Annotated in this window: 18 protein-coding genes and 3 pseudogenes; 10 read left to right on the top strand and 11 right to left on the bottom strand. The window is 68.6% G+C overall.

The features are described 5' to 3' along the window. Together ACFYR3_RS35340 and ACFYR3_RS35335 are read right to left on the bottom strand one after the other, a co-directional pair. Positions 1-227, bottom strand: a 227-nt coding sequence (locus ACFYR3_RS35340; RefSeq protein WP_389286014.1) for a transposase, incomplete at its 3' end; no start/stop codon positions are given. A gap of 467 nt (positions 228-694) precedes the next feature. Continuing rightward, positions 695-904, bottom strand: coding sequence for a hypothetical protein (locus tag ACFYR3_RS35335; protein ID WP_389286012.1), 210 nt, complete (start codon positions 902-904; stop codon positions 695-697). A gap of 273 nt (positions 905-1,177) precedes the next feature. Between ACFYR3_RS35335 and ACFYR3_RS35330 the strand changes: the two genes are divergently transcribed. Continuing rightward, positions 1,178-1,735, top strand: a complete 558-nt coding sequence (locus ACFYR3_RS35330; protein ID WP_389286010.1) for a gluconokinase — start codon at positions 1,178-1,180, stop codon at positions 1,733-1,735. A gap of 896 nt (positions 1,736-2,631) precedes the next feature. Here the strand turns inward: ACFYR3_RS35330 and ACFYR3_RS35325 are convergent. Together ACFYR3_RS35325 and ACFYR3_RS35320 are read right to left on the bottom strand one after the other, a co-directional pair. Continuing rightward, positions 2,632-4,392 (bottom strand): cation:proton antiporter, encoded by a 1,761-nt coding sequence (locus ACFYR3_RS35325; RefSeq protein WP_389286008.1) that lies wholly within the window; start codon positions 4,390-4,392, stop codon positions 2,632-2,634. 532 nt (positions 4,393-4,924) lie between these two features. Next, a pseudogene (locus ACFYR3_RS35320) lies at positions 4,925-6,188 on the bottom strand (glutamate decarboxylase); the annotation flags it as partial. A 259-nt stretch (positions 6,189-6,447) separates the two neighbouring features. On the opposite strand from ACFYR3_RS35320, the pseudogene ACFYR3_RS35315 reads away from it, so the two are divergent. After that, positions 6,448-6,612, top strand: a pseudogene (locus ACFYR3_RS35315) (type I restriction-modification system subunit M N-terminal domain-containing protein); the annotation flags it as partial. A gap of 78 nt (positions 6,613-6,690) precedes the next feature. On the opposite strand, the gene ACFYR3_RS35310 reads toward ACFYR3_RS35315, so the two are convergent. After that, positions 6,691-7,677, bottom strand: coding sequence for an aldose 1-epimerase family protein (locus ACFYR3_RS35310; protein WP_389286006.1), 987 nt, complete (start codon positions 7,675-7,677; stop codon positions 6,691-6,693). A 348-nt stretch (positions 7,678-8,025) separates the two neighbouring features. Between ACFYR3_RS35310 and ACFYR3_RS35305 the strand changes: the two genes are divergently transcribed. From ACFYR3_RS35305 to ACFYR3_RS35290, 4 genes are all read left to right on the top strand, one after another. Further along, positions 8,026-8,868, top strand: coding sequence for an SDR family oxidoreductase (locus ACFYR3_RS35305; RefSeq protein ID WP_389286004.1), 843 nt, complete (start codon positions 8,026-8,028; stop codon positions 8,866-8,868). A gap of 6 nt (positions 8,869-8,874) precedes the next feature. Then, on the top strand, positions 8,875-10,212 hold the full coding sequence (locus tag ACFYR3_RS35300; protein ID WP_389286002.1) for an NAD(P)/FAD-dependent oxidoreductase: 1,338 nt from the start codon (positions 8,875-8,877) through the stop codon (positions 10,210-10,212). Between the two features lie 87 nt (positions 10,213-10,299). Next, positions 10,300-11,799, top strand: a complete 1,500-nt coding sequence (locus tag ACFYR3_RS35295; protein WP_389286000.1) for a cytochrome ubiquinol oxidase subunit I — start codon at positions 10,300-10,302, stop codon at positions 11,797-11,799. Then, positions 11,796-12,839, top strand: a complete 1,044-nt coding sequence (locus ACFYR3_RS35290) for a cytochrome d ubiquinol oxidase subunit II (protein ID WP_389285998.1) — start codon at positions 11,796-11,798, stop codon at positions 12,837-12,839. The genes ACFYR3_RS35295 and ACFYR3_RS35290 overlap by 4 nt, the downstream gene beginning before the upstream one ends. A gap of 20 nt (positions 12,840-12,859) precedes the next feature. On the opposite strand, the gene ACFYR3_RS35285 is transcribed toward ACFYR3_RS35290, so the two are convergent. From ACFYR3_RS35285 to ACFYR3_RS35275, 3 genes are all read right to left on the bottom strand, one after another. Further along, positions 12,860-14,440 (bottom strand): GMC oxidoreductase, encoded by a 1,581-nt coding sequence (locus ACFYR3_RS35285; RefSeq protein WP_389285996.1) that lies wholly within the window; start codon positions 14,438-14,440, stop codon positions 12,860-12,862. Between the two features lie 205 nt (positions 14,441-14,645). Then, positions 14,646-15,587, bottom strand: a complete 942-nt coding sequence (locus tag ACFYR3_RS35280) for a cyclase family protein (protein ID WP_389285994.1) — start codon at positions 15,585-15,587, stop codon at positions 14,646-14,648. Positions 15,588-15,590: 3 nt separating this feature from the next. Further along, the gene (locus ACFYR3_RS35275) at positions 15,591-17,414 is read right to left on the bottom strand and encodes a glycoside hydrolase family 15 protein (protein ID WP_389285992.1); all 1,824 of its coding nucleotides are present in this window, start codon (positions 17,412-17,414) and stop codon (positions 15,591-15,593) included. A gap of 532 nt (positions 17,415-17,946) precedes the next feature. Here ACFYR3_RS35275 and ACFYR3_RS35270 point away from each other — a divergent pair. Further along, positions 17,947-18,663, top strand: coding sequence for a hypothetical protein (locus ACFYR3_RS35270; RefSeq protein ID WP_389285990.1), 717 nt, complete (start codon positions 17,947-17,949; stop codon positions 18,661-18,663). Here ACFYR3_RS35270 and ACFYR3_RS35265 read toward each other — a convergent pair. Further along, positions 18,617-19,843, bottom strand: coding sequence for a cation:proton antiporter (locus tag ACFYR3_RS35265; protein ID WP_389285988.1), 1,227 nt, complete (start codon positions 19,841-19,843; stop codon positions 18,617-18,619). The two genes, ACFYR3_RS35270 and ACFYR3_RS35265, sit on opposite strands and share 47 nt — an antisense overlap. 523 nt (positions 19,844-20,366) lie before the next feature. On the opposite strand from ACFYR3_RS35265, the gene ACFYR3_RS35260 reads away from it, so the two are divergent. Further along, on the top strand, positions 20,367-21,788 hold the full coding sequence (locus ACFYR3_RS35260) for a glutamate decarboxylase (RefSeq protein WP_389285986.1): 1,422 nt from the start codon (positions 20,367-20,369) through the stop codon (positions 21,786-21,788). 36 nt (positions 21,789-21,824) lie between these two features. Beyond that, positions 21,825-22,486, top strand: a pseudogene (locus ACFYR3_RS35255) (class II glutamine amidotransferase); the annotation flags it as partial. A gap of 213 nt (positions 22,487-22,699) precedes the next feature. Here the strand turns inward: ACFYR3_RS35255 and ACFYR3_RS35250 are convergent. Continuing rightward, positions 22,700-23,653, bottom strand: coding sequence for a DUF389 domain-containing protein (locus tag ACFYR3_RS35250; protein WP_389285984.1), 954 nt, complete (start codon positions 23,651-23,653; stop codon positions 22,700-22,702). A gap of 743 nt (positions 23,654-24,396) precedes the next feature. Here ACFYR3_RS35250 and ACFYR3_RS35245 point away from each other — a divergent pair. Then, positions 24,397-24,642 (top strand): hypothetical protein, encoded by a 246-nt coding sequence (locus ACFYR3_RS35245; RefSeq protein ID WP_389285982.1) that lies wholly within the window; start codon positions 24,397-24,399, stop codon positions 24,640-24,642. A 295-nt stretch (positions 24,643-24,937) separates the two neighbouring features. On the opposite strand, the gene ACFYR3_RS35240 is transcribed toward ACFYR3_RS35245, so the two are convergent. Further along, positions 24,938-26,467: a helix-turn-helix domain-containing protein gene (locus ACFYR3_RS35240; protein ID WP_389285980.1), complete on the bottom strand. Its 1,530-nt coding sequence runs from the start codon at positions 26,465-26,467 to the stop codon at positions 24,938-24,940. Positions 26,468-26,530 lie beyond the last annotated feature (63 nt).

Here is a 26,530-nt window from a genome sequence, read left to right as displayed (position 1 = left end):
GGCTCCCATCGCAGCCGCCCCGGCGGCACAGTCTTGACCAGGGAAATGATCCGGGACCGCTCCTCCTCGGTGATCCGCCGCTTGCGGCCCTGCCCACCCAGATCATCCAGTCCCTGCAGACCCGATCGGTTGAAGCGGTGCACCCAGCATCGGACCGTCTTCTGGCTACAGTCCAGCTCCACCGCGATCGCCGGCACCCGCAGCCCCGACCAGCTCAGCTCGATCATCCGGGCCCGTATCACCACATCCCGCGGTGCCTTCCGTGCCCGCGCCAGGCGACGGACGACAGCCCGCTCGTCCTCGTCACGCTCCGGCCGTGCCCATAAAACCATCGCCCAGCACCCGCCCCCGAGCACCCTCAACTACCCCGCCACCAGGACATATACCCAGCTAAAGAGGAATCCAGCACTAGCGGTGTTATGCGCTACGCGGATGGTGGGGGCCTGACGGCTGAGCGACGGGCTGCACGTGAACGGATCCGGCTGGAGGCCGGGCGGAGGTTCGCACGAGGTGACAGGTCCTCGGACATCGCCAAGGACCTGCGGGGGCTCAGTCAAGATTTCCGTGACGGGGTGACGAAGCGTCATTCCGGTGGCACGGTCTGTCGTGTGTGATGACTTGCTGGGCATCGTGTTCCCGCACCTGGAGAAGGTGCAGGTGGAACGCGTGTGGGTGGAGGACGGCGTGGTGCGGGTCAAGGCCGGCACCCTGGACGGTGCGCTTCCGTGTCCGGCGTGCGGTGTTTGCTCGCCCGGGCGTTGCAGAGCGTGACCTCCGGAGCCACGTGCGGCAACAGGTCCTCCACCCCCGCGCTCAGAGATTGCACCACCCGCAGCGTCGGCAGCCGCCCCAGCACGGGCACCGCCGCGCTGGTGCGGGTGTACGGGACGACGAAGAACTCCACGGCCTCCAACGCGCTGTCCGCCGGGGCAGGGCCACGGCCGTCCCAGACGACGGCTCGCTACCCCTCGGGCAGCCCGCCGAGCTCCCGCGGTGCGAACGGCAGCAGCGCCCTGGCGCCGGTGGGATCGCCGGCTGCATCCGTCATGCGGACCTCCATGCCCCGGCCGCCCGGCGATCCACTTCTCGGGGTGTCAGGCGGCGGTCGGGCTTCGTTAGGACGACAGTGGATATGACACCAATGTTCCGGCAGTCGACGCAGGGAGGCCCACGCAGCATGGTCAGGGAAGTCCTCGGCAACCGGGTGGTGATCGTGATGGGCGTGTCCGCCTGTGGCAAGACGACCGTCGGCCGCCGGCTGGCGGAGAGGCTCGGCGTGCCGTTCGTCGACGCCGACGACCTCCACTCGGCCGCGAACCGCGCCAAGATGGCCTCCGGGCGGCCCCTCGACGACGCCGACCGCCGTCCCTGGCTGGCCGCTGTCGCCGAATGGATCCGCACCACCGCCGACCGGAGCGGCGGCGTCATGGCGTGCTCGGCGCTACGGCGCGAGTACCGGGACCGGCTGCGACCGCCGGGCGCCGAGGTGTGGTTCCTCTACCTGTCACTCGACCCCGCCGTGGCGCTGGAGCGGATCACCGCCCGGCGCGGGCACTTCATGCCCCCGGAGCTGCTCGACTCGCAGTACCGGCTCCTGGAGCCGCTCCAGCCCGGTGAGCCGGGCACCACGGTGGATGCCTCCGGCAGCACGGAACAGACCGTCCGGGCGGCGCTGCGTGTGCTTGCCCAGTCCTCCCACGGTCCGGCCGCCCCGGCCCACCCGCATCGTCCGTGAGATGCCGGCCGGGCAGGCCTGTTGTAATTTGCAAGAGACGGGACTTGTTCTGCCGGGCGGTCTCGGGTGCTCCAGATCGATACCCTCAGTAGCCGGAGATCAGCGCTACGACGTCATCATCATCGGCACCGGCGCAGGCGGCGGCACCCTGGCCCACCGACTGGCCCCGACCGGGCGAGCGCATCCTTATCCTCGAACGCGGTGACTACCTGCCCCGCGAGCGCGACAACCGGGACCCACCGCGGTCTTCGTCAAGGGAAAGTACCGCGCCCCGGAATTTTGGTACGACAAGGAGTTCCCGCCGGAAGGCAACTACTACGTCGGCGGTAACACCAAGTTCTACGGCGCCGCACTGTTCCGGCTGCGCCCAGAGCACTTCGGCGAACTGCACCACCACGGCGGGATGGCCAGGTGATCTGCGTCGATCCGGCCCTGGAACACGACAACGTCTCGATGATCACCCGCGCCGACGTGCGCCGGCTGTGACCGACCTCTGAGGCCGGACCGTCACCGTCGTGGTCGCGAGCTCGGCGACGGCACCACCGCCACCTTCTCCGGTGACGTCGTGGTGGTCTCCTGCGGTGCCGTCAAGTCCGCTGTCCTGCTCCTGAGGTCGGCCAACGACCGGCACCCGGACGGGCCTGGCCAACAGGTCCGGCATGGTCAGCCGCCATTACATGCGGCACAACAACCTCGCTCTGATGGCGGTTTCGAAGGAACTGAACCCCAACGTGGCCGTCCTCGTGATCGTCCTCGCCCTTCGCCTGCAGCGGCGGTTCTGGCGGCGCGCGACTCGTCGAGCCACGGCCGCGGGGCATTGATCATAGCTCCACCCCGGCGGTACGTCTGAGAGCACCGGGCGCAGTCACCCACCCCAGGACATGTACGTCAGCGGCCTACGCAGAGCCGTGCGGTACGGGCCCGAGGAGCACGAGATTGTCGCTCTTCGCCGGAATGACCGCCTGCGCCGCGGTGACCGGTTCAAGTCGGCCGTCGGCCCGGACGACGAACAGCAGCTCGTGACCTGGGGGGACCGGTTCGGCGGCCGGGTGCACGAGAAAGCGGGCCCCTTGCTCGTGGCGAGCCTCCAGTGCGGTCCGGACGAGGCCGGGTCCGAAGAGCACGCCGCCGCCGGTGTACGGGGCCATGATGCCCTCACCACCGGGCGGCGCCCCGATGCGGTACACCGGGCCGTCAAGGCTGTCCTGCACGACCACCGAGGCGAGCGCGTTGAGGTCGTCATCGTCCGTGAGCAGCAGGGCGGTGGTGACGCCCTCCAGGCTGGCTGTGGGGTCGGTCGCCGCGGCGAGGAGTTCCCCGGCGGCCAGCTCGATTCCCGCCGCCTTGATCCGGGCCCTCTCCCGAGGGAGTCCGGACCACATCAACACGTCCAGGCCGGCCGCACCGAGCGACCGCGCGAGGTCGATCACCCAGGGGGCGGCGCCCACCAGCAGGGGCCGGGTTCGGGCGGACTGGCCGACGCCCAGGCGCACGGCCACCGGCCTGGCGGTCAGCGCGTAGACCAGGACGGTCCCGACGATCACGAGGAAGGTGATCGGAAGGATCTTGTTGGCACCGGACAGCCCCTTGTCGACCAAGGCGCCGGAGAACGTGGTGGCGGTGGCGGCGGCGACGATGCCCCGGGGTGCCATCCAGCCGATGAACGCCCTCTCCCGGGAGGCGACGTCCGTCCCGGCCGCCGCGACGAGGGAGACCACCGGTCTCACCACCAGGACGAGAGCGGCGACGAGGGCCAGCGAGGGGAGGAGTACGGAGGCGACGGCCTCCGGCGCGACCGAGGCCGAGATGGAGATGAACAGCAGGCCGATGACCAGTTGGACGACGGTCTCGAAGAACGGGCGGCGCGCCGGCATGTCGTACCCGGGCAGGTTCGCCACCGCGACGCCGGTGAGGATCGCCGCGATGAGCCCGGTGTCGTCCAGCAGCGCGTCGCAGCCCGCGGATACCGCGACCACCGTGGCCAATTGCGCGAGCGTCCCGAGCGTCCCGCCGAGCCGAAGTCGGCGCAGCGTCAGCCACAGCAGTGCGACACCGACCAGGCCGCCGGCCAGCCCCACGGCCATGCTCCCGAAGAACATGCCGAACCGGTAGCCCTGCCGTTCCTGGGATCTGATGACGATATGGAAGACGACGGCACCGAGGATCCCGCCGAGCGGGTCGATCAGGGTCCCTTCCCAGGTCAGGATCCTCCGCACCCGGTCGGTCGGCCGGGCGTGGTCGAGCAGCGGGCCGACGACCGTAGGCCCCGAGACGACGAGGATCACCCCGATCATGGCCGCCACCTTGAACGGGACGTCGAACAGCGCGGCGGCCAACCCGAGACAGGCTCCGGCGGTGATGGGGATGCCCAGCACGATCAGCCGCGTCACCACGCTCCGGGTCTCGCCCCTCAGATTCTGCAGATCGAGGCCCAGCCCCGCGTCGTAGAGGATCACGGCAACCGCGAGCGACACCAGGGCCGAGAAGTCGGGAGCCAGCCGATCGGGGTGGACGATGTCGGTGAGCGCCCCGGCCGTGAAGCCGACGGGCAGCAGCACGATCAGTGAAGGGAGGTGCAGCTTGCTCGCCAGGATCTGCGAGCCCACCGCGAGTGCGACGGTCAGTCCGATGCCCAGCAGGATCTGCTCTTCGGCCACGACGGTTCTGTTCCTTCCGGAAGCGAAAAAGGCTCCGCACTGGTCTGGGCCCGCGCGCTCACCACGTTCCTGCGTTCCCGCCACCTGGCGCTGTAGGCGATCAAGGCGTCCGCCACGGGCCTTCCGGAGTACACAGCCCACAGCCCTCTCCAACGCCCTGCCGCCCTGAGCAGACAGACGGCCGCCACACCCTTGGTCCACAGCCCACAGCTGGCTGCCTCCTCACTCCGCTCACCCGGCCGCGCCCGGAAGTCCGGCTGAAGCCGGAGGAGATTGAGGCGTCGAAGCAGGTATGCACCGACGGACGCGGCATCCACCTGCCGATGGTCGCTGGCGTCGATCTCGTGCTCGATGCGCCGACCATCGCCGGCCGCACACGATCGAGGGGCAGTCCCCTGAGGATCGCCCCTGACCGCCCTGGCCCATTAGACCCACCACACAGCCTCTGACCAGGCAAAATTCCGAAGCCCAGCTGGAGTGCCAGGCGCCGGTCGGGCGCATGGCGGCTGACACCCGCGCCGCCGGGCTGACAATGGTGGAAGCTAGTGCGGTCGGCGTCGTGCGGGTTGCCCTGGTCGAGGCGCTTGATAGCTCCGCGCATGTCGTCGACGAGGAGTTCGATCTCGTCGCGGTCGACGCCGTGCCGGGCCAGGACTCGCTGGATGATGGTCTCCTGGCGGTCCGGCGGCAGCGGGTACGAGGGCACCTGCCAGCCGCGCATCCGCAGCTGGTCGGAGAGGTCGTACAGGCTCCAGCCGACCGAGTCGGGCCCGTCTCGGCGACCTGCCGTGCAAAATGCTGCGCGCCGTGTCCGCGCAGGCCTGGTAGACCCGCCGGTACCCCTCGCGGCCGAGCCGCAGGAACATGAAGTACTGGGTGACGACCTGCCCGCCGGGGCGGGAGAGGGCCAGGGCCGGCATGTCCGCCCAGGTAGTCGACGTGGAAGACCAGGTCGTCCGGGAGGGCTGCCCCACAGCGCCCAGCCGACGCCGAGCGGGGCCATCCCGTACTTGTGGCCCGAGGCGTTGATCGAGGAGACCCGCGGCAGCCGGAAGTCCCAGACCAGGTCGCGGTGGAGGAAGGGCGCAATGAACCCGCCAGAGGCCGCGTCCACGTGCAGCGGCACTTTAGGCGGTCTCCACCTGCAGGCGGTCCAGCCTGGCCACGATCTCCGCCACCGGCTCGTAGGTACAGGTGTAGGTGACGCCGAGGATCGCGACGACGCCGATGGTGTTCTCGTCGACGTACTCGCGTAGCCGGTGCGGCTGCAGGCCGGTCGCACCGGGCTCGACCGGGACCTGGCGCAGTTCGACGTCGAAGTAGCGGGCAAAACTCTCCCAGCAGACCTGCGCCGGGCCACAGACCAGGTTCAGGCGGTCGGTCGACTGGCCGGCGGCGCGCCGCCGGTCCCGCCACCGCCACTTCAGGGCGAGGCCGCAGAGCATCGCCGCCTCGCTGGAGCCGGTGGTCGAGCAGCCGGCCGCGTTGGCCTCGTCGGCGCCGACAGGGTGCGTGCCACAGGTCCGCGAGGATGTTCACGCAGCGCGACTCGATCTCCGCGGTCTGCGGGTACTCGTCCTTGTCGACGATGTTCTTGTCCAGGCACAGGTCCATCAGCCGACGGACCTCGTCGTCCGACCAGGTCGTGCAGAAGGTCGCGAGGTTCTGCTCGGCGTTGCCGGCGGCGCAGGGGAGTCCGGCATGGACCGCTTCGGCAGCGGGCGCTCGCTCAGTGGCGAGGCGAAGATGTCGACGGCCGGGTCGGCCTCCGGTTCCTGAGCTTTGTGCAGTGCCACCGGCCACCTCACGTATCGATCCACAGGTCCGTATCGGACACTACGGACAGGTTCAACGGGTGGCACGCGGGTCTAGGCCATCTCGGGGCGTGGCGCGGCCGGAAGCGGGCCGGCCCGCGGTCCATGTGAGGGATCAGTTTGCCCGTATCGCGGTGCCGCTCCATGAGCGAGCGGACGCGGCACTTGCGGAAAATCGGGTGCTTGAGGCTCTAATCACAACGGAATTGACGCAGATGGCCGAGCAACCGAAGGGCAAGAGGTGAGGCCGGTGCCGTCTCGGGGAGAACCCACGCCGGTCAGGGAACTGATCTGGAGAGCTGCGGACAAGCTGCGCGGCCGCATGGATGCGGCCGAGTACAAGCACGTCGTACGCGGACTTCTCTATCTCCGGTACCTCTGTGTCGACTTCGAGGAGTCTCGTCGACAGCTTGGCGAGGGCGTCGCGGATGATCCGGTTTGCCAGGCGAAGCCCACGCCGGCCCGCCGCCCGACGGGGGTGCGGTCACCTGCGCCACGGAGTGATACCCCAGCGCATCGTGTGGTGGTCACCTGGCTCGAGGGCGACGATCGAGGTCCCGCTGGCAAATGCGTTCGGCGGGCAGGACATAGGTTCGACGGCGAGGGCACGGCGCCTCTCCGGCCCCGGGAGCGTGTCACCGGTGTAGATCTGGAGGTACTCAGCGCCCTCGCCGAGCCAGAGGTCCGCACCGTGCTCGCCGGAGGGGTGAGCCAGGCGGACCACTGCCCGCCCCTGTGCATCCCGTAGAAGCGAACCGAACGGGCTGTCCAACCGCGTGGCGCCGATGGCCCGCGGCTCGCGGAAATCGTACGGGGTGCCGGCGACGGGCTCCTCCGCCACCGGAAGCCCGCGTTCGTCGGTGCGCAGCCATGTCTGCGCCGGCACGGTCAGCACCACATCGTCGACCGTGCCGGTGCCTACGGTGAGGTAGGGGTGCTGGCCGACACCATAGGGCGCGACGTTCTCGCCCCTGTTCCATGCGGTCAGGGTGACCTCGAGGCCGGCGTCATCCAGCACGTACTGGGCGCGGACCTGGAGGTGAAACGGATAGCCGGGCTGCGGCCACACACTGGCCTCGCACACGGCGCGACTGGTATCGGATTCGACGACCTGCCATGAGACCCAGCGAAGCAGTCCGTGAATGGCGTTTCCGTGCTCGGGCTCGGACAACGGCAGCTGCAGATCCTCGCCACGCCACTGGTAGCGTCCGGCCCCGACCCGGTTCGGCCACGGTACGAGGATCTGGCCACGCCCGCCGGTGATTCGGTCATGGGCGTCGAACCCGTGGAGCACCTGGCTGTCGCCGATGGTGTATGAGCGCAGGGCTGCTCCGAGTTCCACCACGACCGCAGTGTGGTCGCCGTGTCGCAAGGTCAGCTGACGTCCGGTCTGGTTCGCGTGCACGTGTCGAGAATGCGAACGCTTCCGGGCCAGTGCAAGCGAGACGCGGGACACCGGCGGAATCGTCATCGGTGTTCACCTCATCGGGCTGCCGCCGAACGGCCTGCACCGGCCGCACCGCAGGCGTCCCGCACACATACGGACGGGCGGAGGCGCAGTGCCGCAGCACCCCTCTGATCCTGCTCCCGGCCTGCGTAGCCGAGGTCGATGGGGATTGGTCCGTCCCGGTGACGCGGCCGGACGAAAGTGCGCCTGCCTGGTGCGCCTGTCCGTCTGCCGCCCGCACAAAGTGCTGTTGTTTGGGTTCTGCGCCGCGGCGGCTCGGATGCCTGCCCTCGAGCGCCCGGCCAACCGAATGCCCATACCGGGCACGCGCACATCGAACTATGCCCTCTGAATTACACCCAGGGAGAGATCATGGCCGCAGGAAACGCCGACGAGCCCCGGGGGACGTCGTCCGCACAGCTCCTCAAGGGGCAGAGGGCCCTGGTGACCGGTGCCAACTCCGGCATCGGCCTGGCAACTGCTGTTGCCTTGGGCCGGGCCGGAGCGGATGTCGTAGTGAACTACGTGGTCGACGCGGACGCGGCCGAGAAGGTCGTCGAGCAGATCAAAGGGTTTGGGGTCCGCTCCTACGCTCATGAAGCCGACGTGTCCAACGAGGACCAGGTCGTCGGCATGGTCGACCGGATGGTGAACGACTTCGGCACCATCGACATCATGGTGGCCAATGCCGGCCTCCAGCGGGACGCGTCGGTGACGGAAATGACGCTCGCCCACTGGCAGAAGGTCATCGACGTCAACCTCACCGGCCAGTTCCTGTGCGCACGGGAGGCTGCCAAGGAGTTCATGCGGCGCGGAATCGTCCCGGAGGTCTCGCGGTCGGCCGGCAAGATCATCTGCATGAGCTCGGTCCACCAGATCGTTCCCTGGAGCGGTCACGTCAACTACGCCTCCTCCAAGGGCGGTGTGGGCATGCTGATGCAGACCCTTGCCCAGGAGTTGGCCCCCAAACACATCCGGGTGAACGCGGTCGCGCCCGGCGCGATCCGCACGCCCATCAACAAGGACGCCTGGGATACCCCGCAGGCTGAGGCCGACCTGCTCAAGCTGATCCCGTACCGCCGCGTCGGCGACCCGGAGGACATCGCCAACGCCGTCGTCGCCGTCGCCTCCGATCTGCTCGACTACGTCGTGGGCACCACCTTGTACGTCGACGGCGGGATGACGCTCTTCCCCGGCTTCGCCACGGGCGGCTGAGCGCTGATGGAAGATCATGTCACGCCCCGACGGGTGGTGATCATCGGTGGTGGGTTCGCTGGACTGTTCGCTGCCCGTGCCCTGCGACGTGCACCGGTCGCGGTGACCGTGGTCGACCGCCGGGCCCACCACCTGTTCCAGCCGCTGCTGTACCAGTGCGCGGCCGGGATCCTGTCGGAGGGCCAGATCGCGCAGCCGCTGCGTGCGGTCCTGCGCCGCCACCGCAATGTGAGCTGCCTGCTCGCCGAGGCCACCGACGTGGATCCGCGTGCCAAGGTGGTGCACGCGCGGCGGCCCGACGGTGGGGCACTCGAGCTGCCCTACGACGATCTGATCGTCGCTGTCGGCATGCGCCAGTCCTATTTCGGGCACGACGAGTTCGCCGCGCACGCGCCTGGCATGAAGACCCTGGATGACGCCCTCGACATCCGCCGCAGGCTCTACCGGGCCTTCGAGATGGCCGAAACGGCCACCGACCCCGAGGAACGCCGGCGGTGGCTCACCTTCGCACTCGTCGGGGGCGGTCCGACCGGTGTGGAACTCGCGGGACAGATCAGGGAGATCGCCGGTCACACGCTCGACCGGGAGTTCCGCACGATCGACTCCGCCCAGGCCCGGGTGCTGCTCTTCGAAGGATCCGACGAGGTGCTGGGCGCTTTCGGACCTCACCTCGCCGACCGTGCGGCCCGGACCCTGCAGCACCTCGGCGTGGAGATCCACTTGGGCACGATGGTCACCGCCGTCGATGCGGACGGGCTGACCGTGAAGGACAGGAGCGGCGGGAGCACCCGGTTCGCGGCGCGTACGGTGCTGTGGACGGCGGGTGTCGAGGCCCCGCCCATCGCCGGGGCGCTGGCGCGGGCCACCGGAGCGACCCAGGACCGGGCCGGGCGCATCGCGGTCGAACCCGGCCTGACCCTCGAGGGGTACCCGAACATCTACGTCACGGGCGACGTGATGAGCCTCGACCGGCTGCCCGGCCTGGCCGAGGTCGCCATGCAGACGGGTGCGTACGCCGGCCGTGCCGTGCGCCATTTCGTGGAGGGCAGGAAGCAGCCCAAGCCCTTCAAGTACGTGGACCTGGGCAGTGCCGCCTACGTCTGCCGCGGGAGAGCCGTCGTCAAGGTCGGCCGGCTGCACCTGTCGGGCCTGACGGGCTGGCTGACCTGGCTCCTGATCCACATCGCCTTCCTCACCGGATTCCGCAGCAGGCTGGGAGCGGTGCTGAGCTGGGGTGTCACCTTCGCCTCGAGCGCGAGGCGCGAACGCGCCTTCACGATGCCCGACCGGGACGCGCCGAACGGATCCCTCCCCGGAACGAGGGCGTCGTCCCCTCCCTCCTGACGTTGTTCCTGGCCGGTCCGCGCCGGCGGTTCCTTGGCCGTTCCTCCTGAGCCCCCACTGCGCGCGGGGCAGACCATCGAGGCGCACATGCTCAGCACGCTTGTCCATCTGGCGGAAACCACCACTCCTCCCCAGCTCCTGCCGGCTCGTGAGCAGATGGCCTTCACACTGGCCATGCACATCCTGCTCGTACCGTTCGGAGTCGCGCTCCCGTTCATCACGGTCCTGATGCACTACCGGGCGCTGCGCCGCAACGATCCCGTGGCCCTGCTCCTCGCCCGGCGTTGGTCCGCGGTGATGGCGGTGCAGTTCGCCATCGGCGTCGTCACCGGCACCGTCCTGTCGCTTGAGTTCGGCCTGCTGTGGCCCGGGATGATGGGCCGCTGGGGCGACGTTTTCGGCCTCGGCTTCGGCGTGGAGGCGTGGGCGTTCTTCCTCGAGGCCGTCCTGATCGCGGTCTACCTGTACGGCTGGCGCCGGCTCAAGCCGTGGACGCACTGGTGGCTGGCCGTGCCTCTGCCGTTGACCGCGATGCTGGGGGCGTTCGGCATCGTCGCGGCCAACTCCTGGATGAACACCCCCCAGGGCTTCGACCTGGATTCCCAGGGAAACCCCGTAAACGTCAATGTGCGGCAGGCGATCTTCACGCCGATGTTCGGCCCCGAATACTGGCACTTCGTAGTTGCCATGTTCATGACCGCCGGTTATGTGGTCGCCGGCGTGTACGCGGTCGGATGGCTGCGTGGGCGACGCGACCGCTACCACAAGCTCGGCTTCACCGTCCCGTTCACGGTCGCTGCGATCCTCACCCCCGTCCAAGCCTTCCTCGGCGACTCGGCCGCTCGCGCCGTCTTCCACAAGCAGCCGACCAAGTTCGCTGCCATGGAGATCGTCTGGAAGACCGACACCCACGTGCCCGAGTACGTCTTCGGCCGACTGAACGGCAACGGGACGATCTCCGGCGGGATCAAGATCCCGCAATTGGACTCCATGCTCGCCGGGTTCAAACCCAGCACCCAGGTGACCGGTCTGACCGCCGTGTCCGCCGCCGACCGCCCCACGCCGACGCAGGCGACCATCGTGCACTGGACCTTCGACATCATGGCCACGATCGGCAGCGTGCTGATCCTGCTCGCACTCTGGTACGCCTGGCTCTGGTGGCGCCACCGGGATCTGCCGCTGAACCGCTGGTTCTTCTCCTGCGCCGCGCTCGCGGGAGCAGCGTGCCTGGTCACGGTGGAATGTGGGTGGATCACCACGGAGGTCGGTCGCCAGCCGTGGATCGTCTACCACAACATGCGGGTGTCGCAGGCCGTCACCTCCACCCACGCCAGTGGGATCTGGACCATGTTCGGCATCGTGATCGTCGTGTATGTGGCCGTGTTCGCGGCCTTTCTGGCAGTCGTTTTGAAGATGCGCAACCGCTGGCGCATGGCCGACGAAGGCGCGGCGATGCGGGGGGCGATGCGGGGAGCGCTCGATCCCGAGGCCGACACGCCTTACGGGCCCAGAGGAGAGCCGGTACCCGAAGAAGCCGGGGCAGCGCTCAGCGGCGGGTCCGGTACGACGTCGGGCGGCACCCGATGATGGCCAACGTCATCGCCTGGCTGCTGGTGGTCGCGATCGCCGCCTACGCCTGTGCCGGGGGCACCGACTACGGCGCCGGCTTCTGGGACCTGCTGGCCGGCGGCGCCGAGCGCGGCAAACGGCCCCGATGGCTGATCGACCACGCCATGGCACCGGTCTGGGAGGTCAACAACGTCTGGCTGATCTTCATCCTGGTCATCATGTGGACGGGCTTCCCCGCGATGTTCCAGGCGGTCTTCGAGGCGCTGTGGCTGCCGATCGCCCTTGCAGCCGTCGGTCAGGTACTCCGTGGCGCCGGATTCGCCCTGCGCAAGCCGACCCGTCGACTGGCCCAACAGCGTGTCTACGGTGCGATGTTCGCGATCTCGTCGCTTCTCACGCCGTTCTTCCTCGGATCGGTGCTCGGAGGCATCGCCTCCGGGCGGGTAGCGGTGGGCACCCCCGCGTCCGCGGACGCCTGGGCCAACCCGACCTCGCTCCTCGCGGGCCTGCTGGCCATCGCCGCCACCGCCTTCCTCGGTGCTGTGTTCCTGTGCTCCGACGCCCGGCGGTTCGGGGCGGAAGACCTCATCGACTACTTCCGCCTGCGGGCGTGGATCGCCTTCGCGGCCCTCGTCATCCTGGCTCTGGTGGCCCTGCCCGTCACCCGGGACGACGCACGGTACGTCTGGGACGGCCTCACCGGCGGCCTCGGACTGCTGATGGTGATCCTGGCCGCTGTCTGCGGCCTGGCCACGGTGCTGCTCCTGGCGCGCCGGTTCCACGGCTGGTCCCGCTACACATCGGTGGCGACCGTCGCACTGGCCGTGCTGGCCTGGGGCTTCGCCCAGCGGCCCTATCTGCTGCCGACCTCGCTCACGGTGTCCCAGGCCGCCGGGGCCTCGCACAGCATGCGCTGGCTGGTGATCGTGTCACTCGTCGCGGTCGTGCTCGTCGGGCCGGCACTGGTGCTGGTCTACCGGCTCGACACGAAGGGCCGGTTGGAAGAGCTCACCGACACCGACACCTCGGCTGCGGGGATGCCCGGGGACAACGTGTAGTGCAGCCCCGGGCACATCCGTCACTTCATCCGCTCGATCAGGTGGTCGCCGACCCGCAGGGCGTTGGCGATGGCGGTCAGGGACGGGTTCACGGCCCCGATGCTGGGGAAGAAGCTCGTGTCGACCACGTACAGGTTGTCGAGGTCGTGGGCCTTGCAGTTCAGGTCGAGGGCCGAGCTGTCGGGGTCCGTGCCGAAGCGGACCGTGCCGGCCTGGTGGGCGGTGGCCCCGATGGGCAGGCCCTTGTGCAGGTAGATGCTGTGGTCCAGCAGGCGGTGCGGGTGCATCCCCAGGTGTCCGAGCATCTTCTCCAGTTTGTGCTGGAGGCGTTTGACCCCAGCGATGTTGTTCTTCTCGTCCAGCGCCAGATGGATGCTGTCGTCCTTGCCGAGGGTGACCCGGCTCTCGGCCAGCGGGAGGTCCTCCCCGCACAACCAGAAGTCGACGGCGTGGTGCGCGAGCACCTCGAACGGCATGTCGGGCGAGATCGCGGCGGCCCAGCGCGGCGCATTGCCTCGGACCTGGTCGGCGTCGGACTTGCCGAGCATCTGGATGCCGCCGAGCGGGTAGTCCCAGTCGTCCGCTCCCAGGTACCAGTCGTTCAGCGCCAGGGTCTTCTGGAACTTCGTCGGATTGGGCTCCTTGGACACGGCCATCAGCGCCACGTTGTTGTGCCGCATGTAGTGCCGCCCGATCACGTCCGAGCTGTTGGCCAGGCCGCGCGGGTGCTTGTCGTTCGCCGAGCGCAGCAGCAGGACTGCGGAGTTGACGGCGCCGCACGCGACGACCACGATGTCGGCGCTGAACGTCTCGGTCGTCCCGTCCGCGAGTTCGGCGACGACCCCGGTGACGGTGCGTCCGCTCGGGTCGGTCTCCAGGCGCCGCACGTCGGCGTTGGTCACCATCGTGACGTTGTCGTATTTCAGCGCGGGGTCGACGCAGAGCACCTGCGCGTCGGACTTGGCGCCCATCAGGCAGGGAAAACCGTCGACCCGGTCGCAGCGGATGCAGACGCTGTCGTGGGTGGCCCTGCCCTTGTCGTCCTGGGTGAGGTTCACGCCGATGGGCAGGTGGAAGGGGTGCAGCCCCTGTTTCTCCAGGTCATCGCTGAGCTGCTGGATGCGCGGTTCGTGCTCCACCGGGGGGTGGGGGTAGTCACCGCTGACGGGTCCCTCGGTGGGGTCCTCGCCGTGCCGGCCGTGCACCAGGTACAACTGCTCGGCCTGTGTGTAGTACGGCTCCAGGTCCTCGTGGCGGATCGGCCAGGCGGGTGAGATGCCGTCATGGTGGCGGATCTCGCCGAAGTCCTCCGGGCGGAGCCGGAACAGAGCGGCCCCGTAGAACTTGGTGTTGCCCCCGACGTAGTAGTTGGTCTCCGGGGGGAACTGCTGGCCGTGCTTGTCGTACCAGAACTCCGGCGCACGGTACTTGGCCGTGATGAAGACGGCGGTGGAGTCCCAGTTGTCGCGTTCCCTGGGCAGGTAACCGCCGCGTTCCAGGATCAGGACCCGCTTGCCACTGGGGGCCAACCGGTGGGCGAGCGTGCCGCCGCCCGCGCCGGTGCCGATGACGATCACGTCGTAGTGCTGCTTGTCGGCCATGCGAAAGTTCCGTTCTGAAGAAGTCGATCGGCCAGCTGTACCCAGCGCCTCCCGATCGGCCCTGGTGGAATGCCGTGCCGACCCGTATCGCCCCCTCGCGTTCCATCTCTGTTTTCAACGTATCGGGTGGCGCATGCGGCGGCGACCCGAGGAAGACGGCGTGGGGGCGTACTCGTCTGGTTCACGACGGCCGAACCGGACGGCGTCACAGGACAGCGATGGGGTTGACCGGCGAGCCGGTGGCGTGCGGCAGCCTCAGCGGGGCGATCACACACAGGAACGACCACCGTCCCTCGGCTTCGCACGCCGGTGCCAGGTCCTCGAACTGCAGGTAGTCCAGAAGGTGTAGGCCCATGGCGTGGACGGCGACTACGTGGACGGGGAAGTCGATGCCCTCGACCGAGCTCGGGGCGGTGTCGTTGTTGCCGTCGCCGCCGAGCACGGCGACCCGCCGGTCCGCCAGGAACTCCAGCGCGGCCGGATGGAGACCGGCGCGGGCTTCGGCCGCGTGCCAGGCCCCGAGTTCTGCACGGCGCAGGCGGTGGCCGACCCGGACGAACAGCAGATCACCCGCGCCCACCCGGACGTCCTGGGCGGCTTCAGCTCCTTCCAGGTCGTCGGCGGTCACGTCGTCGCCCGGTTCGAGCCACCGCACGCCCCGCAGCCGCGGGATGTCGAGCAGCACACCGCGCCCGACGATGCCATCGCGTGCCACCTCGACGGACAGCGCCGCGGCCCCGCCTTGCGAGACGGTGCTCGCTGACACGTCACCATGCAGCGTGCCGTCGTAGACCACATGGCACAGGGCGTCGAGGTGGCTGTCGGCGTCGCCGTGCACGTTCATCGCGAAACTGTCCCTCGCGAATGCGAGCCCGCTCGCTGCGGGATCCGGCTGACCGAGCATCACATGTCTCGCGGGCTCGGGATTGTCCGGGCCCGGTGACCACTCCACCGGAGCGGCGAGCGTGACCGTCCGGCCGGTGCGCACCTCACGGGTCGCGGCCACCACCTCCGCAGGAGTCACCGCCACCAGGGCACCCCGGTCGCCCGCGGCCCACGCATTACGAGCAAGCAGGTTACGGCGAAGGGTGTTGAACTCGGCCGCCCCCAGCCTCCGCCGTCCCGCATGAACGGTACGGTTTGCCATCGGTCAGCGCCCGTGCTCCGCGTCGAGCGCGGCATCGAGGGTGGTGGCGGCCATGATCAGCGACAGGTGGGTGAACGCCTGGGGGAAGTTGCCCAGTTGCTCACCAGTGGGACCCACCTCCTCGGCGAAGAGACCGACGTGGTTGGCGTAGGTCTGCATCTTCTCGAAGGTGTAGCGGGCCTGCTCCAGCCGTCCGGCGCGGGCCAGCGCATCGACGTACAGGAAGGTGCACAGGCTGAAGGTGCCCTCCGAGCCGCGGAGCCCGTCCGGGGAAGCCGCCGGGTCGTAGCGGTAGACGAGGCTGTCGGAGACGAGTTTGCGGTCCATCGCATCCAGGGTGGACAGCCACATCGGGTCCTTCGGAGCGATGAAGCCGAGCATGGGCATCATGAGCAGGGAGGCGTCCAGGACATCACCGTCGTAGTGCTGGACGAAGGCCCCCTCCTTCTCGCTCCATCCGCGGTCCATGACCTGCTCGAAGATCGTGTTTCTCGCGGAACGCCAGGTCTCCAGGTCAGCGGGCCTGCGGAAGCTCTCGGCCAGGCTCACTCCATGGTCCAGGGCGGCCCAGCACATCACCCGGCTGTAGGTGAAGTCCTTGCGACCGCCGCGGGTCTCCCAGATGCCCTCGTCCGGCCGGTCCCAGGCACCCGACAGCCAGTCCAGCGTCTTCGTCAGTGCCTTCCAGCCGTGGTAGGTGGCGTGCGGCCAGAGTTCGCGGCCCATGGACAGGGCGTAGAAGGTCTCTCCGTAGATGTCCAGCTGGAGCTGGTCGGCGGCGCCGTTGCCGATGCGTACCGGGGAGGAGCCGCGGTAGCCCTCGAAGTGCTCGAGCGTCTCCTCCGGCAGGTCGGGACTGCCGTCGATCCGGTACATCGTCTGGAGCGGTTCCCCGTCCACCTTGCCCTCACGTTCGCGCAGCCGGTCCACCATCCAGTGTGTGAAGGCGGTGGCCTCGTCGACGAAGCCGAGGTCCAGCATGGCCCGGACCGACAGTGAGCCGTCGCGTATCCAGGTGAACCGGTAGTCCCAGTTGCGCTCACCGCCGACCTGCTCGGGCAGGCCCATCGTGGCCGCGGCGATCAGGGCCCCGGTGGGGGCGTAGGTCAGGAGCTTCAGAGTGATCACCGAGCGGTGCACCAGCTCCGGCCAGCGCCCGCGGTAGCGGGACTTACGCAGCCAGTCATGCCAGAAGCCGGTGACCTCCTTCATCTGCGCCCTGATTCCTTCGGGCGTCGGGGGCTCCGGCGCCTCGCCGCCCGGTGCGCAGACGGTGAAGACGACGCCACCGGACTCACCGGCGTTCAGCCGCACCCTGCCCCGCACGTCCTGGCCGTCCCGTTCCAGAGGGAAGGTGCTCTGCAGGTGGGCGTCCATCGACGGAGCACGGAACAGGGAGCTGTTTCCATCGACTTCGAGCCGGTGCTCGGCCCGGGCGTAGTCGAAGCGGGGTCGGCATTCCAGCGTGAATTCGACAGAGCCCCGCACGACCCGCACCAGGCGGATCAGGGTGTGGCGGTCGGTGGCCTTGCCGGCCCGGTCCGGCGGCATGAAGTCGACCACCTCGCCGACACCGTCCGGCGACATGAACCTGGTCACCAGGACGGCCGTGTCGGGGTAGTAGAGCTGCTTGCAGGTTCCCTCGGGGTGCTCGGGTGCCAGCCGGAAGAACCCGCCGCCGTCGTGGTCGAGCAGGGCGGCGAAGACGCTGGGTGAGTCGAACCGGGGAGCTGCGAACCAGTCCACGACGCCTTGCGCCGAGACCAGTGCGGCGGTTTGCAGGTCACCGACCAGACCGTGATCAGCGATGGGGGGATAGCGATCCATGGCTGCTCCAATGTCTCGATCCCCCCTCTCCACCATCGAACAATCCGGTGAACCCTGCTACCCGACACGGTCGGCCGCCCATCCCGCCGACTACCCGGGCGCGACACCTGTGTGGCGCAAGGTGTTCGACCGCGGGACTCGCTGCGGCCCGCATCGGCGCGGGCCGAAGCGACCGCGCCCCCAGCGGCGGCACCACTCTCGTCTTGCCGAGGCCGTCCGACCGGTAGTTACCGACCGTGTCCGCTCATGCGCAGAAACGAAGCCAAGGGATCACGGGCAGCGGTGCCGGACCAAAAACGGAGGCTGTCGATGGGGATGCTGCACGTCCGCCTGGTGACCCCCTCTGACCTCACCCCGCACGTTCTCACCTTGCTGACCGGCGGTGAACACGTCTTCCACCTCCTCGTCCTCCCCGGAGCAGTGCGCAAACCCGAGGGGGACGCGATCGAGTGCGACGTCCTGGTCGGCGCCGCCGACACCGTGTTGCGCGGTCTGCGCGAACTGGGACCCCAGGACCGCGGGTCCCGTCGGAGTGGGCTTCCTGGCCGGCGTCGGCACCGGAGTAGTCGGCGGCGCGGCCGGTATCGCCCTACTGTGGGGAATGTTCCGGGTGTTGCAGCTCGGCGAGGTGCTCGGCACGACGGCTCAGCTCGCAGCCGTCATCGGTGTGGCGGCGTTCTGCGACGTCCTGCGTGACGACTCCGGACTCATCGCCGCCGTGATCATGGGTTTGGCCGTCGCCAACCTTCCCGGTTTCGACGTCCCGCCGCGGCGACCGTTCTTCGAAACCATCGTCAGCCTGATTCTCGGCCTGCTCTTCATCTCGATCTCGGCCACCGGCGCCCTGCATTCGCTTCGCCACGTCGTGTGGCCCGCACTCGGACTTACGGCCTTCCTGGTCCTGATCGTCAGACCGTTGGTCGTGCCGATCGCCGGCACGGACCTGACGCGCGGAGACCGGGCATTCATCGGCTGGATGGCCCCGCACGGCATCGTCGCGGCCTCCACCGCTTCGACGTTCTCCGCCAGCCTGGCGGCCAAAGGCATCGGTGGCGCATCAAAGATCCTTCCCGCGACGTTCATCGTCATCGTCGCGACGGTCACGCTCTACGTGCCTGTTTCCGAAGTCCTTGAAGTGATCCCATGGTGGGACCGGGCAGTCGGAACTGCTCGAGCTCTCCCCGCGGCGGCGGGCACCGCGTTCAGCGCGACTTTTCGTCTCGGTGCTCGTCAGCCTCCGGGGCGGTGACGCCCAGTCGCCGGGCGACGGGGACAGCTGTCAGGCCGTACAGCGCGACCGTCGCCGCGATCACCAGGAACGTGGCGGGGAGGATCTTGGAGGCGCCTTTGATGCCTGCGTTGACGAGGCCTTCCGAGAAGGTGGTTGCGCTGGCCGCGGCCACGATGCCGCGCGGTGCCATCCACGCGATGAAGGTGCGTTCACTGCCTGGGAGACCGCTACCGAGCGTTGCCAGCGAGGCGGCGAGAGGGCGGGTGAGCACTACGAGGACCGCGACGAGTCCGAGCGTCGGGAGAACCACGTGGTGCAGGGACGCTGGGGTGACTGTGGAGGAGATGGAGACGAACAGCAGCCCGATGATCAGTTGGACCAGCGTTTCGGAGACAGGGCGGCGCTCGAACCGTACGACGCCGGGCAGGTGGACGACCGCCAGTCCCATGATGATCGCGGCGATGAGCCCTGTGTCGTCGCGGACCATGTCACAGGCCGCGGCCACGGCGACGACGGCCGCAAGCTGCCCGCAGTTGCGGAGTACGTCGCTGAGTTGGAGCTTGCACAGCAGCAGCCACAGCAGCATCGTCCCTACGACGGCGCCGGCCAGGCCGACGCCGAGGCTGATGGCGAATTGCGCCACCTGACCGCCGAAAGAGTCGCTGTGGTCGAGAACGGCGGCGAATACGACGGCTCCCAGGAGCCCCCCGATCGGGTCGACCAGGGAGCCTTCCCAGGTGAGAATCTGCTGGAGTCGGTCCTTCGGCCGGACGAAGGCGAGCAGCGGGCCGACGACCGTCGGCCCCGAGACCACGAGGATCGCACCGAGCACCACCGCCGCATCTCCGGACATTCCGAGCAGGGGCACCGCGAGCAGAGCGGCGGTTGCCCAGGACAGGCCCACACCGAGCATGATCAGCCTGATGACGACGCGGCGCATGCCGCCCGGGAGCTTGCGCGGGTCCAACCCGAGCCCGGCATCATAGAGGATCAGCGCCACGGCCAGTGACACCAACGGCTGGAAGGCGGCGCCCAGCAGCCGGTCGGGATGGATGTCGTCGGTCAGCGCCCCCGCGATGAAGCCCGCCGGCAGCAGGACGATGAGTGCCGGTACGCGTACAAGGGCTGCGATCACTTGTGAGCCGACCGCGAGCACGAACGTCAGGCCCACGCCAAAGAGGATCTCGTCAGTGGTCACCGCTCGCTCCTCTCCTCACCGTGCGGGTCATCGGGCCCACGCAACAACGAGCCTCCGCCTCGCTGGCCGGCTTTTGGCGTCACGGGGCCCGTGGCTCGATGAATCGCCACCTGATGGGACCAACCAACCGGGCGCGCTCGCCATGGCGATGCCCAGCTCCGGATGATGAGCAGTGGGTGGGGCAGGTCGGCCGCCCGGGAATATCCCGGGGCTCGACCAGAGAGGCGGGCGGGTGCAGGCGACCGGCTGGGACGCCTCACGTTCCGTCAGGTGGGCGGCTGTCGCGTCAGGGGGGCGGTGTCCAGAGCGACACGGACATTATTCGCAATTAGCCCCATTGTTTGCGTTATGGTCAGCGTGTCATGGAAGTGATGTCCGAGCCGGCCGGCCCGGGTGGACGGCGCACCTCGGACGGCAGTGCTCATCCGGGTTGGCGGGTGCGCTGCCGGGGGCCCGAAATGCCATACCGATCAGCGAACCCGCAGAACACCACGGGGACAGCGCAGAAAGGGCGGAAACGCGTATGACCGTGAGGCACCCGCGCAAGGAGAGCCGGGACCTGGAGATCAACCCGCTCTTCAGCCGAGAACCCCTTCGCGTGCCCCGGTACGCGCTGCCGGCCGGGGAGATGCAGCCGGACACCGCCTACCAGGTGGTGCACGACGAACTGATGCTCGACGGCAACGCCCGGCAGAATCTGGCAACCTTCGTCTCGACCTGGGCCGAACCCCAGGCGCTGCGCCTAATGGCCGAGTGCGCCGCGAAGAACATGATCGACAAGGACGAGTATCCGCAGACCGCGGAACTTGAGACCCGGTGCGTACACATGCTCGCAGGGCTCTGGCACGCCCAGGACCCGCACCAGGCGATGGGCTGCTCGACCACCGGATCCAGCGAGGCGGCCATGCTGGGCGGGCTGGCCCTCAAACGGCGCTGGCAGCACCGCCGCCGCGCCGAGAACAAGCCCACCGACCGGCCCAACCTCGTCATGGGCATCAACGTCCAGATCTGCTGGGACAAGTTCGCCGACTACTTCGAGGTCGAACCCCGCTACGTGCCCATGGAGGGCGACCGCTACCACCTCACGCCCGACAAGGCGGTCGAACTGTGTGACGAGAACACCATCGGCGTCGTCGCCGTGCTCGGTTCCACCTTCGACGGCAGTTACGAGCCCGTGGCCGACATCGCCGCGGCCCTGGACGACCTCCAGTCCCGTACCGGCCTGGACATTCCCATCCATGTCGACGGCGCCTCAGGAGCGATGATCGCACCCTTCCTCGACCCGGACCTGGAGTGGGACTTCCGGCTGCCGCGGGTCGCCTCGATCAACACCTCCGGCCACAAGTACGGCCTCGTCATGCCGGGCGTCGGCTGGGCGCTGTGGCGCGACAAGGACGTCCTCCCCGACGACCTGGTCTTCCACGTCAACTACCTCGGCGGCGACATGCCGACCTTCGCACTCAACTTCTCCCGGCCCGGCGCCCAGGTCGTCGCCCAGTACTACAACTTCTTGCGCCTGGGCTTCGACGGCTACCGGCGGGTCCAGCAGACCTCCCGTGACGTCGCCACCCGGCTCTCGCGGGAGATCGCCGGCCTCGGCCCGTTCGAACTGATCACCGACGGCAGCGAAACCCCGGTCTTCGCCTTCCGGGTACGCGAGGGCATCGACCACTTCACCGTCTTCGACGTCTCCGCCGCGCTGAGCGAACGCGGCTGGCTCGTGCCCGCCTACACCTTCCCCAAGAACCGCACCGACCTCGCCGTCCTGCGCATCGTCGTACGCAACGGCTTCGGCCACGACCTGGCCGACCTGCTGCTCGAAGACCTGCGCCGCGTCCTGCCCCGGCTGGACAAGCAGCACGCACCGCATCACGACGAGGATGACACCGGCAGCTTCGCTCACGGCGCGGAGACCAAGAACCCACTCCACCCGGGCCGGCACTGACCGGGGCCGCGGATCCCCGACCTGCACGCTGATCATGTGACAGCAGCGGCAGGCCGCCCGTCCACCACGAGGAGGAACCCACGTGCCGGCTGCGGTCTCAGCAGCGCCCCGCAGCGCGCCCACGCCACCTTCTCGCTGCTGGACGCCCCCGACAGCCTCAGCCGGCAGAGCCGCCGCGACCCGGACGGCACCGGTCTTGGGTAGTTCGCCGCCGACGGGACCCCGCACGTCGACAAGGCACCCATCGCCGCCTACCGGGACCGCGCCTTCGCTCAAGAGGCCAGGCAGGAAGAGTCGGCGACCTTCCTGGCGCATGTGCGCTTCGCCTCCACCGGCAGCCTGGTACACCCGCAACACCCAACCCTTCGAGCAGGACGGGCCGCTCTTCGCGTACAACGGGGTCATCGAGGGCCTCGCCACGCTCGACGACCACCTGGCCGAGGACCGGTCGCTGGTCCACCGGCGACACCGACTCCGAGCGGTTCTTCGCCCTCATCACCCGCGAGACCCGCAAACACGGGGGCGACGTCGGCGCCGGCATCCGGCACGCCGCCCGCTGGATCGCCGAGAACCTGCCCGTCTACGCACTTAACCTGATCCTCATCACCTCGGACCAACTCTGGGCACTGCGCTACCCGGACACTCATGACCTGTACGTCCTCCAGCGCCCGGCGGGCGGACAGCACGGCAGCCGGCATCCCGGCCGCCGCTGTCGCTCGCAATTCCGACGGCCCGCAGTGGACCTCAAGGCGTACTACTCGCAGTGACCGCGAGGACCGCTGGGTGCGTCACGCACGGCAGCACGGCCTACTGCCCTGATTAGGCTACGCCGGGGACTCGACGTAGGCCTGCTGAGCCGGACCCGCGCCACCTCCAGGCCGTCGGCCGCTGACGTGCCCTTTCGCCTCCTGCTACTTCCCCGGCGCTGCGGCGGTGCGGCGACTCGCACGCCGCCAGAGCCGTCGTTGCAGGCGGAGGGTGAGGAAGCCGACGATCACGAGGACGGCGACGTTCAGGAGGAGCTGGAGCAGCGAGCCCCATGCCTCGGACCAGTTGGCGAAGGCGAGCGAGACGGCGATGTCCGAGGCGGCAGGAATCGTGGTCACGGAGATGAAGACGCCGAGGAGGGCACTCGCATGAGCCTCGGTGAGCGAGACGATGCCGACGATCCCGGCGAGGGCGGCCACGACCAGTGAGAAGAAGTTGGGCGTGTCGATGAGCTGGGAGACAGGCCGCACGCCCCGCTGGAATGCGTCCGACTCGAAGTGAGCACCCCGCGACAACACGGCAAAACCGAAAGTGACGATGATCGCCAGCAGGAAACCGACCGTCAGCGCGCGTGTGCCGTCGCGCACCCTGCGGCGGTTGCCGCGGTCGAGCCCGAGGGCGACGCTGGAGATCGCGTTGTACTCCGGGCCGACCACCATGGCGGCCACGACGAGGATCTGGGAGTTCGACATGATGCCGACCGAACCGATGACCCCGGCGATGACCAGGAACAGGTAGAAGGAGGGAAGGTAGGTCCCCTCCGCCCGGATGTGGGCCTCGACCGCGGCCCACAGTGGTGTGTGGACGAGCGTGCTGGGCTCGTCGGCCTCGACCTGCTCCGCACGCCGCGAGAACATCATCTCGACGTCATCGACGGCGATCGACCCCATGCGGTCGATCTCCAGTTCGCGCAGGCTGCCCAGTACTGCGTTGGCGGCGCCCTTCATCACATCGCATTCGAGCGCGTCGCCGTCCGGCGTGTGCGCCGACCCCCTCAAGACCACGAGGTTGAGAACGTGAGGGTCGGCGGTGAGCAGGTCGATGGCCCGCTGGGTCAGCACGGGTGGCATCACCATCCTGAAGTGGATCAGGTCCATCCCGGCCTCCAGCTGTCGGGAGCCAACGCTGCCGACGTCTTCGCAAGGTGTATGAGATTGCCGGTGCGAGACGGTCGGCATGGAGCCGAACCGGCGTGCAGCCGAGCAGCCCCTAGACATCCCGCTCCTCGTGCCGCAGGACGGCAGACTCGGCGAGGGGAGCCCACGCGGTCGGCGCGGGTGCGTGGCATCCTCCCGGCGAGTGTCATCGCGAGGACGGAACTCCGCGGCGACGACGAATCACGGCACGTCCGACGAGCAACTTCAGACACCCGTCATGCTAGGCACCGCTCGAACGCGCGTGGGCGGTACGCCCCGGCATCGGCGGTGCCGTTCATCCGATCGGCCGTATGGCCGCGGGCAAGGACTCGGTCGCTGCTGGGGCCATGGTGCCAACGAGTGGCTGAAGGTCAAGGAGTCGACGCTCAGCGCGCTGGCGCGGAAGCTGGCGGTCCCGAGTGGATGCGCGCCGCGCTTGGGCGAGGCGGCAAGGAGTGCGAACGGGCAGGAAGCGACTCGGGAACGCGCTGCTCACACGACTTGGAAGTCATCGCCGAGCCGGGGACAGACCGGGGACTTTTCGGGGACTTTCCGCCGCGTAAGCAGGGAAGGCCCTGACAGTGCTGAAAGGCGCGAACGCGCTGGTCAGGGGCCACCTCCTCAGCACTCGATGATGTTCACCGCGAGCCCGCCCCGGGCTGAGAGCGGACGCGTACGTCGAGGCCAGCAAGGTCATCAAGCCCATGAAGGAATCCTGCGCGGACATGTTCGTCAAGTACAAGGAGACGGCCCATTCCGTTGGCAGGCCCGACGACGGCAGCACGCGTTTCCCTGCTCGTCTCGACGCGCTCCCGGGCAGGGGCGTCGCGAATGCTGTCGGCGGGCCCCTCGGTCAGCAGATCGCCGACCCAGACGTGGGAGTCAGCCGGATGATCGAAGGAGCGCCGGTGCGCGTGGAGTCCGGGCTGGAACTGGCCGTAGCGGTGTAGTGCGCTTGATGCGCGTGCGCGGCGAAGGCTGAACTCCGAATCTCAGGAACGCCAGTGGCGCCGTCGGTGCGGACATTGCGAGGCCCCTTTGGTGAGCACTCTCCGTGAAGGCTGACGGGCACTCAGATAGCTCTGATGCATCGTCACCAATTTAAGATCATCTTGCACGCGCGTTGCGCAAGGGGATGAAAAACGGCGATGATCAATGGAGGGACCCGTAAGTGTGTAACGGCAGGTCAGCAGGCATTTAGGAGTGTCGTGCCCCTCATCTCCTAGGGGCACGACACTCCGCCGATCAGATGTCCCGGAAGATCTCGATCTGCGCGCCGATCGAGTTCAGGCGCTCGGCGAGATCCTCGTAGCCGCGGTTGATGACGTACACGTTCCGCAGGACCGAGGTGCCGTCGGCCGCCATCATCGCGAGCAGGACGACCACTGCGGGCCGCAGCGCGGGCGGGCACATCATCTCGGCGGCGCGCCAGCGGGTCGGGCCCTCGACGAGCACCCGGTGCGGGTCGAGGAGCTGGAGCCGGCCGCCGAGGCGGTTGAGGTCCGTCAGGTAGATCGCCCGGTTGTCGTAGACCCAGTCGTGGATCAGCGTCTTGCCCTGCGCGGAGGCCGCGATGGCCGCGAAGAACGGGACGTTGTCGATGTTGAGGCCCGGGAACGGCATCGGGTGGATCTTGTCGATCGGCGCCTCCAGCTTGGAGGGCCGTACGGTCAGGTCGATCAGCCGCGTACGGCCGTTGTCCGCGAAGTACTCGGGCGTACGGTCGTGGTCGAGGCCCATCTCCTCCAGAACCGCGAGCTCGATCTCCAGGAACTCGATCGGCACCCGGCACACCGTCAGCTCCGACTCGGTGACCACGGCGGCGGCGAGCAGGCTCATCGCCTCGACCGGGTCCTCGGAGGGCGAGTAGTCCACGTCGACGTCGATGTTCGGCACACCGTGCACGGTGAGCGTCGTGGTACCGATGCCCTCCACCCGTACGCCCAGGGCCTCCAGGAAGAAGCACAGGTCCTGGACCATGTAGTTGGAGGACGCGTTGCGGATGACCGTGGCGCCGTCGTGGCGGGCGGCGGCGAGCAGCGCGTTCTCGGTGACCGTGTCCCCGCGCTCGGTCAGCACGATCGGCCGTCCGGGTGTGACGGACCGGTCGACCCGGGCGTGGTAGAGCCCCTCGGTCGCGGCGATGTCGAGGCCGAACCGGCGCAGCGCGATCATGTGCGGCTCGATGGTCCGAGTGCCCAGGTCGCAGCCGCCCGCGTACGGCAGTTTGAAGGCGTCCAGGCGGTGTAGCAGCGGGCCGAGGAACATGATGATGGACCGCGTACGAATGGCGGCCTCGGCGTCGATCGCCTCCATGTCCAGCTCGCTCGGCGGCACGATCTCCAGATCGACCCCGCCGTTGATCCACCGGGTGCGGACACCGATCGAACCGAGGACCTCCAGAAGGCGGTACACCTCTTCGATCCGGGCCACCCGGCGCAGCACCGTGCGCCCCTTGTTCAGGAGCGTCGCGCACAGCAGCGCGACACAGGCGTTCTTGCTGGTCTTGACGTCGATCGAGCCGGACAGACGACGCCCGCCGACGACGCGCAGATGCATCGGACCCGCATAGCCGAGCGAGACGATCTCGCTGTCCAGCGCCTCACCGATTCGGGCGATCATCTCAAGGCTGATGTTTTGATTGCCGCGCTCGATGCGAGTGACGGCGCTCTGACTGGTGCCGAGCGCCTCGGCAAGCTGCGACTGTGTCCAGCCCCGGTGTTGCCGGGCGTCACGGATGAGCTTGCCGATACGTACGAGGTAGTCGTCTGCCATGGCGCGACCGTATATCGGATGTGAGATAAAGAAAAATGGAGCGCGGCCTTCCGTGTGGCCGGG

Source organism: Streptomyces sp. NPDC005784, assembly GCF_042871525.1.
In the GTDB taxonomy this organism is placed as follows: Bacteria; Actinomycetota; Actinomycetes; order Streptomycetales; family Streptomycetaceae; genus Streptomyces.
Note: the sequence above shows the minus strand (reverse complement) of the source record. Positions and strands in the feature narration are given on the sequence as shown.

Coding starts and splice junctions, on each gene's coding strand:
- ACFYR3_RS35330 (WP_389286010.1), top strand. CDS start 1,178: ATGGTCAGGGAAGTCCTCGGCAACCGGGTGGTGATCGTGATGGGCGTG.
- ACFYR3_RS35310 (WP_389286006.1), bottom strand. CDS start 7,677: ATGACGATTCCGCCGGTGTCCCGCGTCTCGCTTGCACTGGCCCGGAAG.
- ACFYR3_RS35305 (WP_389286004.1), top strand. CDS start 8,026: ATGGCCGCAGGAAACGCCGACGAGCCCCGGGGGACGTCGTCCGCACAG.
- ACFYR3_RS35300 (WP_389286002.1), top strand. CDS start 8,875: ATGGAAGATCATGTCACGCCCCGACGGGTGGTGATCATCGGTGGTGGG.
- ACFYR3_RS35295 (WP_389286000.1), top strand. CDS start 10,300: ATGCTCAGCACGCTTGTCCATCTGGCGGAAACCACCACTCCTCCCCAG.
- ACFYR3_RS35290 (WP_389285998.1), top strand. CDS start 11,796: ATGATGGCCAACGTCATCGCCTGGCTGCTGGTGGTCGCGATCGCCGCC.
- ACFYR3_RS35285 (WP_389285996.1), bottom strand. CDS start 14,440: ATGGCCGACAAGCAGCACTACGACGTGATCGTCATCGGCACCGGCGCG.
- ACFYR3_RS35280 (WP_389285994.1), bottom strand. CDS start 15,587: ATGGCAAACCGTACCGTTCATGCGGGACGGCGGAGGCTGGGGGCGGCC.
- ACFYR3_RS35275 (WP_389285992.1), bottom strand. CDS start 17,414: ATGGATCGCTATCCCCCCATCGCTGATCACGGTCTGGTCGGTGACCTG.
- ACFYR3_RS35260 (WP_389285986.1), top strand. CDS start 20,367: ATGACCGTGAGGCACCCGCGCAAGGAGAGCCGGGACCTGGAGATCAAC.
- ACFYR3_RS35250 (WP_389285984.1), bottom strand. CDS start 23,653: ATGGACCTGATCCACTTCAGGATGGTGATGCCACCCGTGCTGACCCAG.
- ACFYR3_RS35245 (WP_389285982.1), top strand. CDS start 24,397: ATGAAGGAATCCTGCGCGGACATGTTCGTCAAGTACAAGGAGACGGCC.
- ACFYR3_RS35240 (WP_389285980.1), bottom strand. CDS start 26,467: ATGGCAGACGACTACCTCGTACGTATCGGCAAGCTCATCCGTGACGCC.